The organism is Candidatus Thiodictyon syntrophicum, assembly GCF_002813775.1.
GTDB lineage: Bacteria > Pseudomonadota > Gammaproteobacteria > Chromatiales > Chromatiaceae > Thiodictyon > Thiodictyon syntrophicum.
Map to the genome: position 1 here is coordinate 1,150,072 of NZ_CP020370.1, position 15,266 is coordinate 1,165,337.

Sequence of the window (15,266 nt, forward strand, 5' to 3'; positions counted from 1 at the left end):
ATAGGGAGTATTCGGCGTATCGGCGGCGGCGAGTCTCTCGCGGATGGCGTCGCGCACGAACTCGGACAGGGGCACGCCGCGGTTCAGGACTTGTCGGCGCAGGGCCGCCTCGGTTGCGGGGTCCAGGCGAACGGAGATGGTCACACCAGGAGACTCGTGTTATAGGATCGTTCTACAGTTTACCGTGAATGTCCGGCCGGAACCCTGTGGGAGCGGCTTGCAGCCGCGATGCGGGGCCGCGGTAAGCCGCGACGCCCCGGCAGTCTGCGACGCCCCGTCGCGGCTGAAGCCGCTCCCACAGCGTCGCTGCGCGACTTTCACGGTAAAGCCTCGACCTCCAGTCGCCGGAACGGCGATCAAGGTCGGCGGGGGCGTCCCGCCCCCGCCGGCGAAGGTTTCGGGGCGGGACGCCCCGACTCCCGTCACTTGGGATTATAGATCTGGTCAAACAGCCCGCCATCGGCAAAGTGCTTCTTCTGCGCCGCGGCCCAGCCGCCCAGGTCGCCGATGTTCACGAGCTTGATCTGGGGGAAGCGGTCCTTGAACTGGGCGGCGACGGCCGGATCGGTCGGGCGGTAGAAGTTCTCGGCGGCGACTAGCTGGCCCTCGGGGGTGTAGAGAAACTCCAGATAGGCGGTCGCGGCCTTGCGGGTGCCCTTGCGGTCGACGTTCTTGTCGACCACGGCGACCGGGGGCTCGGCGAGGATGGAGAGGGAGGGCGCAACGATCTCGAACTTGTCGGCGTCGAACTCTTTCAGGGCCAGGAAGGCCTCGTTCTCCCAGGACAGCAGCACGTCACCCAGACCGCGCTGGACGAAGGTGGTGGTGGAGCCGCGGGCGCCGGAGTCGAGGACCGGCACGTTCTGGTAGAGGCTCACGATGTAGTCCTTGACCTTGGCCTCGTCACCACCGAAGTGCTTTTCCGCCCAGGCCCAGGCCGCCAGGTAGTTCCAGCGCGCCCCGCCGGAGGTCTTGGGGTTGGGGGTGATGACGCTCACCCCGGCCTTGGTCAGGTCGCCCCAGTCCTTGATTCCTTTGGGATTGCCCTTGCGCACCAGGAAGACGATGGTGGAGGTGTAGGGTGAGCTGTTGTGGGGCAGGCGCCGCTGCCAGTCCTTGTCCAGCAGGCCCTTCCCGGCGATGGCGTCGATGTCGTAGGCCAGGGCCAGGGTCACGACGTCCGCGTCCAGCCCGTCGATGACTGCCCGCGCCTGCTTGCCGGAGCCGCCATGGGATTGCCGGATGGTCAGTGCCTCGCCCGCCTTGGCCTGCCACGCCTCGATGAAGGCCGGGTTGACGGCCTGGTAGAGTTCCCGGGTCGGGTCGTAGGAGACGTTCAGCAGCGTGGCCCCGGCCGCCGCGCCGCACAGGGGGGCGAGCCCCAGGACGGTGCCGAGGATCAGGGACCGCAGTTGGATGGGGCCGATCATGTGGATAGTGCTCCGGGGTTGATGGACCTGCATTGGAAGGCGCCGCGACGCGGAGCTGAACCAACAAATGATGCGAACTTTAGCGGATTTCTGCGGTTCCAGTTGGTTTCGCGCTTCGCTAAGCTAGGCTTAGACTGACCGCCCCTCATCCAGCCCGAGGCCCTCTGCATGATTCCCTCAAGACCCCTGTCGGTGCTGCACCGATGAGCGCCGCCGTCAGCTTTTTCAACCCGACCGGCCAGACCCGGGTCCTGCCGGGCTTCGGCCTGTCGCTGGGTTACACCCTGATCTATCTGTCCCTGATGGTCCTGCTGCCGCTGGCGGCGGTCTTCATCCAGACCGCCTCGCTCACCTGGGCCGAGTTCTGGGCCATCGTCACGGCCCCGCGGGTGGTGGCCACTTACAAACTCTCGTTCGGCGCGGCGCTGCTGGCCGCGGGGATCAATGTCGTCTTCGGGCTGATGCTGGCCTGGTCGCTCGTGCGCTACAGCTTCCCCGGCAAGAAACTGGTGGATGCCCTGATCGATTTGCCCTTTGCGCTGCCCACCGCCGTGGCGGGGATCTCGCTCAGCGCGCTCTGGGCCGGCAACGGCTGGCTCGGCGGGCTCGTCGCACCCTTCGGGATCAAGGTCGCCTTCACGCCGCTCGGGGTGCTGGTGGCCCTGATCTTCATCGGGGTGCCCTTCGTGGTGCGCACGGTGCAGCCCGTGCTGGAGGACCTGGAGACCGAACTGGAGGAGGCGGCGGCGAGCCTGGGGGCACAGCGGCGCCAGACCTTTACCCGGGTGCTGCTGCCGGTGTTGACACCGGCGCTGCTGACCGGCTTCGCGCTCGCCTTCGCCCGCGGCGTGGGCGAGTACGGGTCGGTGATCTTCATCGCCGGCAACATCCCGATGGTCTCGGAGATCACGCCGCTGATCATCATCACCAAGCTGGAGCAGTACGACACCTCGGGGGCCACCGCGGTCGCCGTGGTGATGCTGCTGTTTTCCTTCATGATGCTGCTGGCCATCAATCTGTTGCAGGCCTGGAGCGGCAAGCGCACCGGGAGGAACCGCTGATGGCCGTCGCCGCGACCCTGCACGGCGCCAGTGCGGTCGGGATCGGCGCCCACCGCTACGAGGACAATGCCGCCACCCGGGAGCAACCCTGGGTGCGGCGGCTGATCCTGGGCGTCTCTTTAACCTTTTTCATCCTGTTCGTCTTCATGCCGCTGGTGGTGGTCTTCCATCAGGCCTTAAGCAAGGGCTGGGGGACCGCGCTGCGTGCCGTGACCGACCCCGATGCCCTGGCCGCGGTGCGCCTAACCCTGCTGGCGGCGGGCATCGCGGTGCCGCTCAATCTGGTCTTCGGGGTGGCTGCGGCCTGGGCGATTGCCCGCTTCGAGTTCCGCGGCAAGGAGCTCCTGGGCACCCTGATCGACCTGCCGTTCTCGGTCTCGCCGGTGATTGCGGGGCTGATCTGGGTGCTGATCTTCGGCGCCCAGGGGTGGTTCGGCCACTGGTTCATTGAACACGACATCAAGATCGTCTTTGCGGTGCCGGGCATCGTGCTGGCGACGGTCTTCGTCACCTTCCCCTTCGTCGCCCGGGAGTTGATCCCGCTGATGCAGGCGCAGGGCCGCGACGACGAGGAGGCGGCCACGGTGCTGGGCGCAAGCGGACTGCAGACCTTCTGGCGGGTGACCCTGCCCAACATCAAGTGGGGCCTGCTCTACGGGACCATCCTGTGCAATGCCCGGGCCATGGGCGAGTTCGGGGCGGTGAGCGTGGTCTCGGGGCACATCCGCGGTCAGACCAATACCATGCCGCTGCATGTGGAGATCCTCTACAACGAATACAACTTCGCTGCCGCCTTCGCCGTCGCCTCGCTGCTGGCCATGCTGGCCCTGGTGACGCTGGCGCTCAAGTCCTGGGTGGAATGGCAGGCCAATCGCCCGGCCCCGGCACCACTTGGTAACGTGTCAAGAAGAAGTTAAACACAATCGTTGTCGTTGTCGTTGTCGTTGTCGAAATCGGATAAGCGATAAAATCCGGCGTGCGAGAGCATCCGGGGCGCTACGATAACCTCGATTTCGATTTCGATTTCGATTACGACAACGACAACGACAACGTCTCCGCGCGAAATCGTTCAACAGTTGGGTGAGGATCGACCCTCGTCCACTCCCGCGCCGCGGCGTGAGTCATTTCAGGAATATCCTAATGAGCATCCAGGTCGAAGAGATCACCAAGACCTTCGCCGGCGTCACCGTGCTGGACCGGGTGTCGCTCGACTTTCCCACCGGTCAACTGGTGGCCCTGCTGGGCCCCTCCGGCTGCGGCAAGACCACCCTGTTGCGGGTCATCGCGGGGCTGGAGACGGCCGACGCGGGCCGCGTCATCCTGGAAGGGGAGGACGCCTCCGGCACCCATGTGCGTCAGCGCCAGGTGGGCTTCGTTTTCCAGCACTATGCGCTGTTCCGCCACATGACGGTCTTTGAAAACGTCGCCTTCGGCCTGCGGGTGCAGCCGCGCCGCAGCCGCCCCAAGGAGCCGGAGATTCGCCGCCGCGTCCTGCGCCTGCTCGATCTGGTGCAGATGGAATGGCTCGCCGACCGCTTCCCGTCGCAACTCTCCGGCGGTCAGCGCCAGCGCATCGCGCTCGCCCGGGCGCTCGCGGTCGAGCCCCGGGTGCTGCTGCTCGACGAGCCCTTCGGCGCCCTGGATGCCCAGGTGCGCAAGGAACTGCGGCGCTGGCTGCGCGACCTGCACGACGACCTGCACGTCACCTCCATCTTCGTCACCCATGACCAGGAGGAGGCCCTGGAGGTCGCCGACCGGGTGGTGCTGATGAACCGCGGGCGGGTCGAGCAGGTCGGCAGCCCCGACCAGGTCTACGAGCACCCGGCCAGCCCCTTTGTTTACGGCTTCTTGGGCACGGCCAACGTCTTCCACGGCCGGGTGGACGGTGCCCACGTCCGGGTCGGCGAATCGAGCCTGACCCACGATGGGAGCAACGCCGTCCAGGGGACGGACGTGGTCGGTTTCGCCCGCCCCCACGAACTGGACATCGTCACCGATCTCGACACCCCCAATGGGCTGGATGCCCTGGTGCGGCGGGTCCTGGCTTTCGGCGGCAGTGCCCGGGTGGAACTGGACGGGGTCGAGGAGGCCGCGGCGGGGACCGAGCCGCGACACTATGAAGTCCTCCTGCCGCGCGAACGGGCGAGCGGCCTGACCCAGGGTCAGCGGGTGCGCCTGGTGCCCGCACCGCTGCGGGTGTTCCGTCACGAGTCGGCCTGAGATGAACTTCCAAATGTGGAACTCGGCCTGGGGGTCGGCATCATCGCCGCCATGGCCTTCCATCCGGCGCGCGATGCCGGCCTGCGGCTGCTCCCCGCCGGCGGGCTCTTTGCCGCCAATACCACCCGCATTGCCCTGCGCCGCGGCCACTATCTGCGTGACTATGCCATCCGCTTCGTCACCTGCTGCGCCCCGTCACTGACCGCGGAACAGGTCCGGGAGGCGGTGTTTCCCAAGACCGTCGGCGAATAAACACGATGCCATTGTCCGGTCGGCGCGATCAGGTCGTGGCGCCGTGGGCGGCATATTTCGGCAACCGCCGCCGTCGCGGCCTGGGGGCCGCTCCTACGGCGTAGGAGCGGCCCCCAGGCCGCGACGGGTTGTCGCAAGGGCGCGTGGCCGGAGTTATGATCAAGGCCACCCGGGCCCGGCGAGTATGCCGCGCCGCCACTCAACCATCCGGAGAAACGAGAGTATGACTGACGAGAACTCGCTGGTGCTGCGCCAAGACGACGCCGGTGTCACGACCCTGACGCTGAACCGGCCTCAGGCGCGCAACGCCCTGTCGCGCGCCATGCTGAAGGCCCTGCACCGAGCCTTCGACGACATCGCCACCGATCAGGCCGTGCGCGTCGTGATCCTGGCCGGAGCCGGCCCGGGCTTCTGCGCCGGTCATGACCTGAAGGAGGTCCGTGCCAACCAGGAGGATCAGACCTATGCCGAAGCGCTGTTCGCGGAGTGCGCCGAGCTGATGTTGGCCATCGTGCGGTTGCCCAAACCGGTGATCGCCCGGGTGCATGGCATTGCCACCGCGGCCGGTTGCCAGTTGGTGGCGACCTGCGACCTGGCGATCACCGCGGACGACGCCCGTTTTGCCACGCCGGGGGTGAATATCGGGCTTTTCTGTTCGACACCCATGGTCGCCCTGTCGCGCAACGTCACCCCCAAGCAGGCGATGCAGATGCTGCTGACGGGCGACCCGATCGACGCCGCGACGGCGTTGCGCTTCGGCCTGGTCAACGAGATCGTGCCGGCGGCCGGGCTCGAGGCCCGGACCGCAGCCCTGGCCAGCCAGTTGGCGGGCAAGTCACCACTGACGCTCGCGATCGGCAAGGCGGCCTTCTATCACCAGCTTGAATTACCCCTGGCCGAGGCCTACGACTACAGTCGCCAAGCCATGGTACGCAATCTGCAAACGCTGGATGCGCAGGAGGGCATTGCCGCGTTTATCGATAAGCGCCCGCCGCGGTGGTGTGGACACTAGCCCTTGGTCGCTGATGTCTTGAACACCAGCCGCGGCGCTCGCCGCCGGGCCACTGGTCCAGCCGGCAAGCCCCACCCGAAGCAGAAGATTTGCGTATCTGCCGCGGGCGTTGAGGTCGGCCGGATCGCTGGGTAGACTGTCGATGTGCGGCCCCCGCCGCCCGCCCCCCGTGCCAGGCTTTCACCCAGGCAATTCCCCCCAAGCAAGGCCCATCGCTATGTGCCCAACCGCCGCGACCCTTCGCACACCGGCGCACCAGCCCCCGCCCCCCGCCATCGCCCGCCCGCCCGGGTTCTCGCCCGAGGTCGCCGGCGAGCCCCGCTGCGCGGACGGCCTGCTGGTCTCGGAGGAGACCTACTGGACGGAGTATTACCTGGAATCGGACATCCATTACGAGTGGAACAACGGTCGTCTGGAGGAAAAGCCGGTGTCCGACTACGGGACCTTTCTGGTTTACGCCTGGTTCATCAGGCTTTTGCAATACTTTCTCGACACCCGCCCGATCGCCCGGATGGTGGCCCTGGAGATGGGCTTCCGCCTGAAGCTGCCGACCGGGACCGTGATCCGCAAGCCCGATTTCGGGGTCGTGTGCAACACCAACCCCCAGCCGCTGCTGCCCTTGGATGCCTCTTACCACGGTGTCTTCGACCTGTGCATCGAGGCCCTGTCGGACCTGGAGCGCCGCGGCAGCGAGCGCGATACGGTCACCAAGAAGGCCGAATATGCCGCCGGGGGGGTGCCCGAGTACTACATCCTGCACCGGGAGCCCGAGCGTCAGGCATTCTTCACCCGCACGGCCGCGGGTCTCTATATCCCCATCGCACCGGACGACGGCATCATCCGCTCGCGCGTCCTGCCGGGGCTGCAATTCCGGTTGACCGACCTGCTCACAAAGCCCGAGCCCAAGGCGATGGTCCACGACCCGGTCTATGCCGATTTCGTGCTCCCCGAGTGGCGGGAGGCCGAGCAGCACGCCGCGGCGCAAACGCGGGCCAGACAGGAAGCCGAGGCGCGCGCCGAGACGCAGGCACAGCGCGCCGAGACGCAGGCACAGCGCGCCGAGGCCGAAGCGGGCGCCAGACGCGAGGCCGAGCGACGCGCCGAAACCGAGGCGCAGGCGCGCCGACAGGCCGAACAGGAATTGGCGCAACTGCGGGCGCAGTTGGCGGAGCGACGGCCGCCGCCCTGACGCGGATCCCTCGCGCAGGCGCCGGGCTGCTTGCGCGGTCGCGTCGCGGCTGAAGCCGCTCCCACCGGGTCCCGGCCTGACTTTCACGGTAAGTAACGAGTCTGGAATAAGTTAAACACAAACACGTTCGTTGTCGTTGTCGTTGTCGTAATCGTAATCGAAGAAGCGACGCAATTTGGCGTGCGAGAGAATCCGGGGCGCTACGATAGCCTCGATTACGACAACGACAACGACAACGACGCGGCAAGCATTCCCTAATGAACTTGTTTAACTTATCAGTGAACCGTTCCTACGGGCGCCGTGGTCTGAGGTTCAGACGGGCTCCAGGTCCACCTTGTCATAGATCTCCGCCAGGGTCAGGGTGCAGCCGACGCTGGCCAGGGTCACGGTTGCATCGAGGGCAGTGAACTCACTGAGGGTCCAGCGGTCGTCCGCCCCCCGGCTGAACAGTTCCACCGCGACCCGGTACTGGGAGACCAGCAGATATTCCGTGAGGCTCGGAATCCGGCGATAGATCGCAAACTTGCCCCCTCGGTCATAGGCCTCGGTGGAGTTGGACAGGACTTCGACGATCAGGGACGGGTTGAGCAGCAGGTCACGCCGCTCGTCGAGGAACTCGTGCTCGCCACACAGGGCGACCAGGTCCGGATAGGTGCCGGCATTGGCGGTGCGGATGCGGACCTTCATGTCATTGGCATAGATACGGCAGGGACGGCCCTTCATCTGCGGGTGCAACTCGCCGATCAGATTGGTCACGATCAGGTTGTGCTGTTCCCGTGCCCCGGTCATGGCGAAGACCTCGCCGTCGATGTACTCGCTGCGCTCCTCGATCGCCGCGCGCTCGGTCGCCAGCCAATCGTCGAAGGTCAGGATGGGTTTTGGTTGCGGTAACATGGGGCTACTCCAGGGTAAGGAATGGTTAACTGATAAGTTAGCCAAGCGCATTAGCGTATACTCTTGGCGTCGTTGTCGTTGTCGTTGTCGTTGTCGTTTTCGTAATCCAGGTTATCGTAGTGCCCCGGATTTTCTCGCACCCCGAATCGCATCGCTTCTCCGATTACGACCACGATTACGACAACGACAACGATTGTATTTGACTTGTTCGTGACTCGTCACTCAGGCGGTCAAGCTGGAAAAAGCAGTCCTCACGCCATCCCGCGACATCAGTCGCGATAGCGCTCCAGCCAATGTGCATAGGGTGCCGGGAGCACCCAGGCCGGGCGATCGATCCCGAGTGTGCGGGCGGCATAATAGGGCCAATGCGGATCGGCCAGGTGCGCCCGGCCCACCATTACCAGATCGAGCTGGCCATCCCGCACCACACCCTCGGCCAGTTCCGGCGTATCGATCCCCCAGGCCGACGCCACCGGCAGTCCCGCCTCGCGGCGCACGCGCTGCGCAATCGGCGCCAGGAAGGCGGGCGCCCAGGGGATGTTCGCGGTCGGCGTCGAGAAGCCCACGCTGACGCTCAGCAGGTCCAGCCCTTCAGCCTTGAACCCTCTTGCCAGCTCGATGGCCTCGGCCAGCGTCTCCTCATCGCGCCCGTCATACTCGATGACGCCGAAGGCGATCGCCGAGGGGGCGATGGTCGGCCAGCCGCGCGGGTCCCCCGCGGCGAGATGGTCGTCACCCTCCCAGGGCCGGTTCGCGCTCGCCTTGCGCCCGGCATGGGCGATCTGGATGCCCGGCACCGCGCCCGCCGCCTTGATCGACGCGACCACGGGTGCGAAGGCCTGCGCCAGCGTATCGTTCCAGATCCCGGCGCACCCCGGGGTGATCCGGCCCTTCGGGGACACCGCCGTCGCCTCCGTGATGACCAGCCCGGCACCGCCGCGCGCCAGCCCCGCCAGATGGACCCGGTGCCATTCGTTGATCAGTCCGTCGACCGCCATGTACTGGCACATCGGCGGCACGGCGATACGGTTGCGCAGGGTCACGCCCTTGAGCGTGAAGGGTTCGAATAATGCGGACATCGGAAGGCTCCGTTGCAAAGGCCGGTGCGCCGGATTCTATACCATCGGGTCCGCAATCCGCCGCGCGCCCTGGTCATGCTTTCGACCACGCGGCAGCGTCGGGTGGACAAGCGCAGCGCAGCCCACCAGCGGCAGCGCGTGCTGCGGTGGACTGCGCCGCAGCCCGCCCGCATTGCGTTGCCCGCCGCCGCCCGGTAGCCTTGCGCGCGCGACCTCGGTATCTGAGCAACGACGACGGATCATCAGCATGTGCGAGCCGGTGCGACTCCTCCACCTCTCCGATCTGCACTTTCGCGGCCGGACCCACTGGGACTCGGACCCGGTCCTGCGGGCACTGACCGGTTACATCGCCGCGGAGGTGCGCGGCGGACTGGCACCGGACCTGGTGGTCATCACCGGGGACCTGGCCTTCGCCGGCGGCAAGGATGAGTACGCGGCGGCGCGCATCTGGCTGGAACGGGAGCTATGGCCCGCCCTCACCCGGGACCCGGCCGCGCCGCTGGACCGCGACCGGCTGCTGCTGGTCCCCGGCAATCACGACGCGGATCGGGGCCTGGTCGGCAAGGGCGTGCGCTTCATGCAGGACGGCTTGCTCGAGGAGCGATCACAGGAGGCAGTCGCCGACCTGCTGCGCGACGACCACGGGCGTGCGGGTCTACTGCGGCGCCACGACGCCTATCTCGTCTTCTACTCGGAGTGGCTGGGCGCCGATCAGCCCCTGCCCTGGTGGCAAAGTACCTTCCAGATCCGCGGCCAGCGCCTACACGCGGCCGGGCTCGGCTCCGCCTGGATGGCCTGCGGCGATACCGACCGCGGACGCCTGCTCCTTGGCCGCTACCAGATCAACCAGACCGTTTTGCACCCGGACGGCGAAGGGGCGCACTGGCGCCTGGCCCTGCTGCACCACCCCTGGGACTACCTGGCCGAGTTCGACACCCACGAGGCGCGCCAGTTGATCCACCTGCATCGGGATCTCGTGCTGCGCGGGCACCTGCACGAGGGCGAGGCGGCCCTGGTCCGCCCCGCGGACCCGGCCCGCGCCTATCTGGAACTGGCCGCCGGCTGCGTCTACGACGGCAGCCGGTACCCCAATGCCTTCCAGTGGATCGAACTCTCGCCGCAACCCCGGCGGGTGCGGGTGAAGTTCCGCACCTGGAACAAGGGCGCCTGGCAGGTCGACCGCAACCAGCCCGGTTGCCCCGACGGCCAGGCCGATTTCCCCCCGGACCCCACACCGCCCCCAAGCCTGGCCACCCCCGCCGACGCTCTCATCCTTCATCCCTCATCCCTCATCCCTCATCCTTCCCCCTTCACCCCCCGCCGCCTATCTCCACTGGTTGCGCCGCCAGTACGAAGCAGTCGAACTCCTGGGTCTGGAGGCCCAGACGCAACACCCCACCCAGCTCAGCCAGGTCTATGTCCCCGCCATCACGCCCGCCCGGCACGCCGCGGCGGCGCCGAACCCGAGCGCGCCGGACGGGCGGCCGGATGACCGGCCGCAACACGAACTGCTGCTGCACCGCCTGGGCGAGGAGTCGCTCTATTGCCCCGGTGACCCCGGCGCCGGCAAGTCCACCTTCTGCCGCTGGCTCGCCCTGGTCACGGCCGGCGGCGCCTTGCCCGCCCACCCCATCGCCGAGCCGGACGCCTACCGCGAGACCTTCCCCGCCCCACTGCGCGAGCGCCTGCCGGTCCTGGTCCCGCTGCGGGACTTCTGGCCCGCGCTGCCCCTCACGCCCGGCGGCCACCACCTGAGCCCGGCCGCCTTGAGCGCCGCGCTGGGTCAGTGGCTTGCCGAATGGTCCGGCGGGCGCCTGGACGCGGCGACCTTCACCACGCTGCTCGGCGCCGGCCGCTGCCTGCTCATCCTGGACGGGATCGACGAGGTCCCGATCGTCCACGGCGAGGGCGAGCGGCGGACCTGCCCGCGCGCCTGTCTGCTCGCCGCGCTCGCGCACGGGCTGGACGATTGGATGCGGGCCGGCAACCGTCTGCTGCTCACCAGCCGCCCCTACGGCCTGACGCCGGCGGACCTGCACCGTCTGCACCTGCCCGAGGCACCGCTGGCCGCGCTGGACCAAGACCTCCAGGCGCTCTTCATCCGCCGCTGGTACGCCGCCGCCGACCCGCCGCAGGGCGAGGCCAAGGCCCGCGGCCTGATCGACCACCTGGCCGACCGCCCGGACCTGCAAGACTTGAAGCGCAACCCCATGCTCCTGACCGCCCTGTGCGTGCGCTACGGCGAGGGCCGCCGACTGCCCCAGGACCGTCACGACCTCTACGACAAGCTGGTCAACAACGTACTCTTCAACCGCTACCGGGACGCGGACAACGAGCGTGCCGCCGTGCGCGGGCGCCTGGGCGCCATCGCGCTCGGGATGCACACCGGGGCCGCGATCCAGTTGCAGCGCGTGACGCCGGAGGCGGCCGTGAGCCTGGAGGAGGTGGAGCGCATCCTGACCGACTATGCCGGCGTCAACCCGGCCACCGAGGCGGGCACCACCGCCGCCTTTGAGCGCCGCGACGAACTGCTCGCCCGCTCCGGCCTGTTGCTCGATCGCGGGACCGGCAAGGCCGGCTTCTATCACCTGAGCTTCCAGGAGTTCCTGGCCGCCGAGCACCTGGCGCGCACCCGCCGTGAGCCCGACTGGTTCACGGCCGTCGTCGCCGCGCGCGCCCCGGTCCCCGAGTGGCGGCCCACGCTGAGCTTCCTGTTCGGCCGGATGCTGGAGCGCAACGGCGAGCAATGGGCACTGGAGGCCGCCGCCGCACTGCTGGCCACCCAGGAGCGCGCCGCGGTCCGCGCCAACCCCGCCCCTGCGGTGGTCTGCGCCGACTGGATCGAGATGCTGAAGCGCAAGGGCCTCAACCTGCTGGGTCTCCAAGACCGCTATGCGGACCTGGCACTCGGGGTCATCGCCGATGAGATTGCAGTCAAGGACCGGTTCCGGCTGGGGATGGTCCTGGGACTGGTCGGCGACCCGCGTCTTGGCGACCCGCGCGACCCGGCCTGGCAGGGGCAGGGTTTCGTCCTGGTCCCGGCCGGCCGCTATGCCTGGCAGGAAGGTCAGCGGGAGATCAAAGAGCCCTTCCGGATCGGCCGTTACCCGGTGACCAACGGCCAGTATGGGATCTTCATCGCGGACGGCGGCTACCGGGAGGCGCGCTGGTGGTCCACGGACGGATGGGCCTGGCGTGAGGCCGGGTCCGTGGACCTGCCCCCGTATTGGCAGGACAGTCGCTTCAACACCGCCAACCAGCCGGTGGTGGGTGTCTCCTTCTGGGAGGCCGACGCCTTCTGCCGCTGGGCCGGCGGGCGGCTGCCCCGCGAGCGGGAATGGGAGGCCGCTGCCCGTGGACCGCAGGGTTATGAATACCCCTGGGGCGGCAAGTGGGAGGACGGGATCTGCAACAGCGACGCGGCGGGTCTTGGGGTGACCTCCCCGGTCGGGCTCTTCCCTCGGTCGGCGCAGGTACCGCTTGGTCTGGAGGACCTGGCCGGCAACTGCTGGGAGTGGTGCGACGATTTCTATGCTGAGGGCAAACGGGAAGTCGGGTCGTCGCGCGTGCTGCGCGGCGGTGCTTTCGTCTTCAGGGCCAGGTTCCTGCGCTCCTCGGACCGGAACTGGGTCGTGCCCAGGGTCCGGGTCCGGACCATCGGGTTCCGCTGCGTCCTGGCCGCGCCCCGCCAGCCTTGACCCTTCGATCCTTCGACCCTTTCTTCTTCTTCCAACGGACCGCGGAGCGGTCCGTTTGCGTTTGACACTGACTGACATTTTGTCAGTGTCAGTGTGAATGACACTGACAACGCCTCCCGCCGCTGTGCACCCGGCGTAGGGTCCGCTGTGCGGACCGGGGACCCGCGCGACCAACCGGAGCCGCGGAATCCGCCGTGGCGCCGTGGCGCCGTGGCGCTGGGGCGCTGCGGGCGGCGGGCCGCGCAGCGGACCCTACGGTCAGCCGCCCAAGGCGCCCCACATGCCGCGAAACGCCAACAGGCTGCGCGCCAAGTGCGCGGGGTCCAGGCCGTCGGCCTGGCGTAACCGGCGCCGCAGTCGGCGTACGGCCTTGGGCCCAGGACCCATGCCGGCCCGGCTGATGCGAAAGCCCAGGAAGACCGCGGGCAGCCGGTTGTCCAGCGGCTCCGCCCCCGGGTCCTTGAGCCTCAGCCCCCGTTCGCACTCCAGCCAGTCGGCGATCAGGTCCCGCATCCGCACGAGTTCTTCGGCGCGGTCGCCGAACAGCCCGCGTAGGGCGGAACGCCGCAGGCGGTTCCGGCGTTTTGGCGGACGACGTCAGGTCAAACCCGCGTAGGCCCAACCGCCAGTGGCGGAACCGCCTGCGGCGTTCCGCCCTACCGTCCTACGCTCCTGCGGCCCTAAGACGCGGCGCGTAACATGAAATCCACATGCACCGCATCGAAGGGAAACTCGATCGCCCCCGCGGCGGTCTTCTCCAGCAGCCCGGCGTTCAGCAATACCTGCACATCGGCATGGACCGCCTTCACCTCACGGCCGACCCGGTGCGCGGCCTCGCGCACGCTGACCGGCCCGGCGCCGGCCAGCGCCGACAGGAGCGCCCAGCGTTTCGGCGTCAGGGTCCGCCACAGATCGGCGACGCTCGCGAAGGTACGCCAGGCGCCTTGCGGCTCGCCGGCCATGGCGCGCAGGAAGCGGGCGTTGGTCTCGTCACGGCTGGACACGCCAATGGTGACCGCGTTCATCTCAGTTCCCGCTCGTTCAGCAGTTCTTGCGCCTTCATGGGGGGTAAGGATCAACAGCGCCGCGGGCCTTGTCAAGGAATGCCGCCGGAACTCCGAGGATTGGACCTAAGGCTCAACCGGATTCCTCGTCGCCCGGCATCCGGTTTGCCGGCCCCGCCGCCGCATAGATCGTCAACAGCAATTCCATATCCTCCAGGTTCTCGTACACCGGCCGCCGGCCGGATAGTGCCTCGCTGCGCTCCAGGATCATACGCACGCCGGAGCCGCGTCGGTCCATCAACTGGTGTTTGCCGAACAGAGGCTCCTCCACCGGGTAATAGCGGGCGAACAGGCTGGCAATCACCTCGTTCCTGGGTGCCGAGATGGCGCTCATGGAGGCGATGGTCATGGAGTTGGGGAGCGCGCCCGGGGTATAGATCTCCAGCCGGTCAGCGAACAGGAAGAGCCGGATGCGCTGCGCGTGGCGCGAGTAGTCGCGGTGGGCGACGGCGTTGACGATGGCCTCGAAGACCGCGGCCAGGTCGTACTGGGGGTAGTCGATGCGGCCCAGCGGCTTGCGGGCGGGGGTGCGCATGTTGCGGCGCACGAAGTGAATGGCGTCCCAGATTTGCCGATCGAGCGGCCCCTGGATCTCCTGGGCGTCCACCTGCTCATTGGGGTCGTTGACGAGGCCGGCATGGGCCACTGCGATAATCTCGGCATTGCGCAGCCGGCGCTGCGGGTCCAGGGTGCAGAGCAGCACGCCGGCGACGGTGGGGCGCGGCCCCTCGTCGGACTCCTTCACCAGGTGCAATCGCTGAAGCTGAAGCGCGGCGTCTCCTTGGCCGTCGATCATGAAGCGATTGACCAACAACGGATCGAGGTCCTTAAAGTCGATGGCCGGCACCTCCTGCTCCTCGAAACGGATCAGGCGCGCCTGGCTGCGTTGTTGGAACAATCGCGCCAATACATCCGGGGTGAGCTTGCGCTTGGCGTGGCCGACGCGCCGGAAATAGCCGTTGGCGCTCTCGTGTACCCAGAGGCTGCGCGGCACCTCGGCGACGATCACCGCCCGCGGCTGCCCGGCAGGGCCGGGCAGTTCCAGGTGATGGGTGACGACCTCCAGCGGCGGCCTGATGCGGTCGGTGCAGATGGCCGTCAGCCAGGCCTCGACCCCGTCCAGATGCTCCAGCGGGATGCCGCTGACCTCTTTGGTCTGGTCATCGACCCCGAGGACCAGGGTGCCGCCATGCGCATTGCCCAGGGCGGCCAGTTCATCGGAGAGGCCATCGGCATGGGGCTCGATCGTCTTGCCGCCGGCCCGCAGCCTGACCTGTTTCAACTCCAGGGTGGAGTCCTCACCCAGACGAATACGCTGCAACAGACGCTCGATGTTCATGCGATGGCCTGCGTTGTGCGAGATGGGT

General features: G+C 67.8%; 14 protein-coding genes and 1 pseudogene. 8 read left to right on the forward strand and 7 right to left on the reverse strand.

The features are described 5' to 3' along the window. Positions 1-81: 81 nt before the first annotated feature. Positions 82-144 (reverse strand): annotated as a pseudogene (locus THSYN_RS37195) (hypothetical protein); the annotation flags it as partial. A 278-nt stretch (positions 145-422) separates the two neighbouring features. Further along, the gene (locus THSYN_RS05075) at positions 423-1,430 is read right to left on the reverse strand and encodes a sulfate ABC transporter substrate-binding protein (RefSeq protein WP_100918176.1); all 1,008 of its coding nucleotides are present in this window, start codon (positions 1,428-1,430) and stop codon (positions 423-425) included. A 203-nt stretch (positions 1,431-1,633) separates the two neighbouring features. On the opposite strand from THSYN_RS05075, the gene cysT reads away from it, so the two are divergent. From cysT to THSYN_RS05105, 6 genes are all read left to right on the forward strand, one after another. Beyond that, positions 1,634-2,491, forward strand: a complete 858-nt coding sequence (cysT, locus tag THSYN_RS05080) for a sulfate ABC transporter permease subunit CysT (protein ID WP_100918177.1) — start codon at positions 1,634-1,636, stop codon at positions 2,489-2,491. After that, positions 2,491-3,408, forward strand: a complete 918-nt coding sequence (gene cysW / locus THSYN_RS05085; protein ID WP_100918178.1) for a sulfate ABC transporter permease subunit CysW — start codon at positions 2,491-2,493, stop codon at positions 3,406-3,408. Before cysT ends, cysW begins: the two co-directional genes overlap by 1 nt. A gap of 223 nt (positions 3,409-3,631) precedes the next feature. Continuing rightward, positions 3,632-4,711: a sulfate/molybdate ABC transporter ATP-binding protein gene (locus THSYN_RS05090; RefSeq protein WP_100918179.1), complete on the forward strand. Its 1,080-nt coding sequence runs from the start codon at positions 3,632-3,634 to the stop codon at positions 4,709-4,711. A gap of 15 nt (positions 4,712-4,726) precedes the next feature. Continuing rightward, the gene (locus tag THSYN_RS05095) at positions 4,727-4,963 is read left to right on the forward strand and encodes a type 2 periplasmic-binding domain-containing protein (protein ID WP_216644679.1); all 237 of its coding nucleotides are present in this window, start codon (positions 4,727-4,729) and stop codon (positions 4,961-4,963) included. A gap of 223 nt (positions 4,964-5,186) precedes the next feature. Beyond that, a complete protein-coding gene (locus THSYN_RS05100; RefSeq protein ID WP_100918180.1) occupies positions 5,187-5,975 on the forward strand; it encodes an enoyl-CoA hydratase in 789 nt (262 codons plus the stop codon). 217 nt (positions 5,976-6,192) lie between these two features. After that, positions 6,193-7,164, forward strand: a complete 972-nt coding sequence (locus THSYN_RS05105; protein ID WP_100918181.1) for a Uma2 family endonuclease — start codon at positions 6,193-6,195, stop codon at positions 7,162-7,164. A 312-nt stretch (positions 7,165-7,476) separates the two neighbouring features. On the opposite strand, the gene THSYN_RS05110 is transcribed toward THSYN_RS05105, so the two are convergent. Both THSYN_RS05110 and THSYN_RS05115 read right to left on the reverse strand, forming a co-directional pair. Next, the gene (locus THSYN_RS05110; RefSeq protein WP_100918182.1) at positions 7,477-8,058 is read right to left on the reverse strand and encodes a Uma2 family endonuclease; all 582 of its coding nucleotides are present in this window, start codon (positions 8,056-8,058) and stop codon (positions 7,477-7,479) included. 269 nt (positions 8,059-8,327) lie between these two features. Next, entirely contained in the window at positions 8,328-9,137 is an 810-nt protein-coding gene (locus THSYN_RS05115; RefSeq protein ID WP_100918183.1) for an oxidoreductase, read from the reverse strand. A 247-nt stretch (positions 9,138-9,384) separates the two neighbouring features. On the opposite strand from THSYN_RS05115, the gene THSYN_RS05120 reads away from it, so the two are divergent. Beyond that, on the forward strand, positions 9,385-10,629 hold the full coding sequence (locus tag THSYN_RS05120) for a metallophosphoesterase family protein (protein ID WP_157817465.1): 1,245 nt from the start codon (positions 9,385-9,387) through the stop codon (positions 10,627-10,629). 1,465 nt (positions 10,630-12,094) lie between these two features. Beyond that, on the forward strand, positions 12,095-12,835 hold the full coding sequence (locus THSYN_RS35695) for a formylglycine-generating enzyme family protein (RefSeq protein WP_236848917.1): 741 nt from the start codon (positions 12,095-12,097) through the stop codon (positions 12,833-12,835). 258 nt (positions 12,836-13,093) lie between these two features. Here THSYN_RS35695 and THSYN_RS05130 read toward each other — a convergent pair whose 3' ends face one another. The 3 genes from THSYN_RS05130 to THSYN_RS05140 all read right to left on the reverse strand — a co-directional run bounded on the left by THSYN_RS05130 (position 13,094) and on the right by THSYN_RS05140 (position 15,238). Further along, on the reverse strand, positions 13,094-13,348 hold the full coding sequence (locus THSYN_RS05130) for a hypothetical protein (protein ID WP_100918184.1): 255 nt from the start codon (positions 13,346-13,348) through the stop codon (positions 13,094-13,096). Positions 13,349-13,515: 167 nt separating this feature from the next. Beyond that, positions 13,516-13,860 (reverse strand): HVO_A0114 family putative DNA-binding protein, encoded by a 345-nt coding sequence (locus tag THSYN_RS05135; protein ID WP_100918185.1) that lies wholly within the window; start codon positions 13,858-13,860, stop codon positions 13,516-13,518. A 112-nt stretch (positions 13,861-13,972) separates the two neighbouring features. Then, positions 13,973-15,238 carry an ATP-binding protein gene (locus tag THSYN_RS05140; RefSeq protein WP_100918186.1) on the reverse strand — a complete coding sequence of 422 codons (1,266 nt, stop codon included), beginning with the start codon at positions 15,236-15,238 and terminating at the stop codon, positions 13,973-13,975. Positions 15,239-15,266 lie beyond the last annotated feature (28 nt).

What these genes read in the sequence shown, in the direction of transcription:
- THSYN_RS05075 (WP_100918176.1), bottom strand. Translation starts at nt 1,430, where the DNA reads ATGATCGGCCCCATCCAACTGCGGTCCCTGATCCTCGGCACCGTCCTG.
- THSYN_RS05120 (WP_157817465.1), top strand. Translation starts at nt 9,385, where the DNA reads ATGTGCGAGCCGGTGCGACTCCTCCACCTCTCCGATCTGCACTTTCGC.
- cysW (WP_100918178.1), top strand. Translation starts at nt 2,491, where the DNA reads ATGGCCGTCGCCGCGACCCTGCACGGCGCCAGTGCGGTCGGGATCGGC.
- THSYN_RS05130 (WP_100918184.1), bottom strand. Translation starts at nt 13,348, where the DNA reads ATGCGGGACCTGATCGCCGACTGGCTGGAGTGCGAACGGGGGCTGAGG.
- THSYN_RS35695 (WP_236848917.1), top strand. Translation starts at nt 12,095, where the DNA reads ATGGTCCTGGGACTGGTCGGCGACCCGCGTCTTGGCGACCCGCGCGAC.
- THSYN_RS05090 (WP_100918179.1), top strand. Translation starts at nt 3,632, where the DNA reads ATGAGCATCCAGGTCGAAGAGATCACCAAGACCTTCGCCGGCGTCACC.
- THSYN_RS05100 (WP_100918180.1), top strand. Translation starts at nt 5,187, where the DNA reads ATGACTGACGAGAACTCGCTGGTGCTGCGCCAAGACGACGCCGGTGTC.
- THSYN_RS05110 (WP_100918182.1), bottom strand. Translation starts at nt 8,058, where the DNA reads ATGTTACCGCAACCAAAACCCATCCTGACCTTCGACGATTGGCTGGCG.
- cysT (WP_100918177.1), top strand. Translation starts at nt 1,634, where the DNA reads ATGAGCGCCGCCGTCAGCTTTTTCAACCCGACCGGCCAGACCCGGGTC.
- THSYN_RS05140 (WP_100918186.1), bottom strand. Translation starts at nt 15,238, where the DNA reads ATGAACATCGAGCGTCTGTTGCAGCGTATTCGTCTGGGTGAGGACTCC.
- THSYN_RS05115 (WP_100918183.1), bottom strand. Translation starts at nt 9,137, where the DNA reads ATGTCCGCATTATTCGAACCCTTCACGCTCAAGGGCGTGACCCTGCGC.
- THSYN_RS05135 (WP_100918185.1), bottom strand. Translation starts at nt 13,860, where the DNA reads ATGAACGCGGTCACCATTGGCGTGTCCAGCCGTGACGAGACCAACGCC.
- THSYN_RS05105 (WP_100918181.1), top strand. Translation starts at nt 6,193, where the DNA reads ATGTGCCCAACCGCCGCGACCCTTCGCACACCGGCGCACCAGCCCCCG.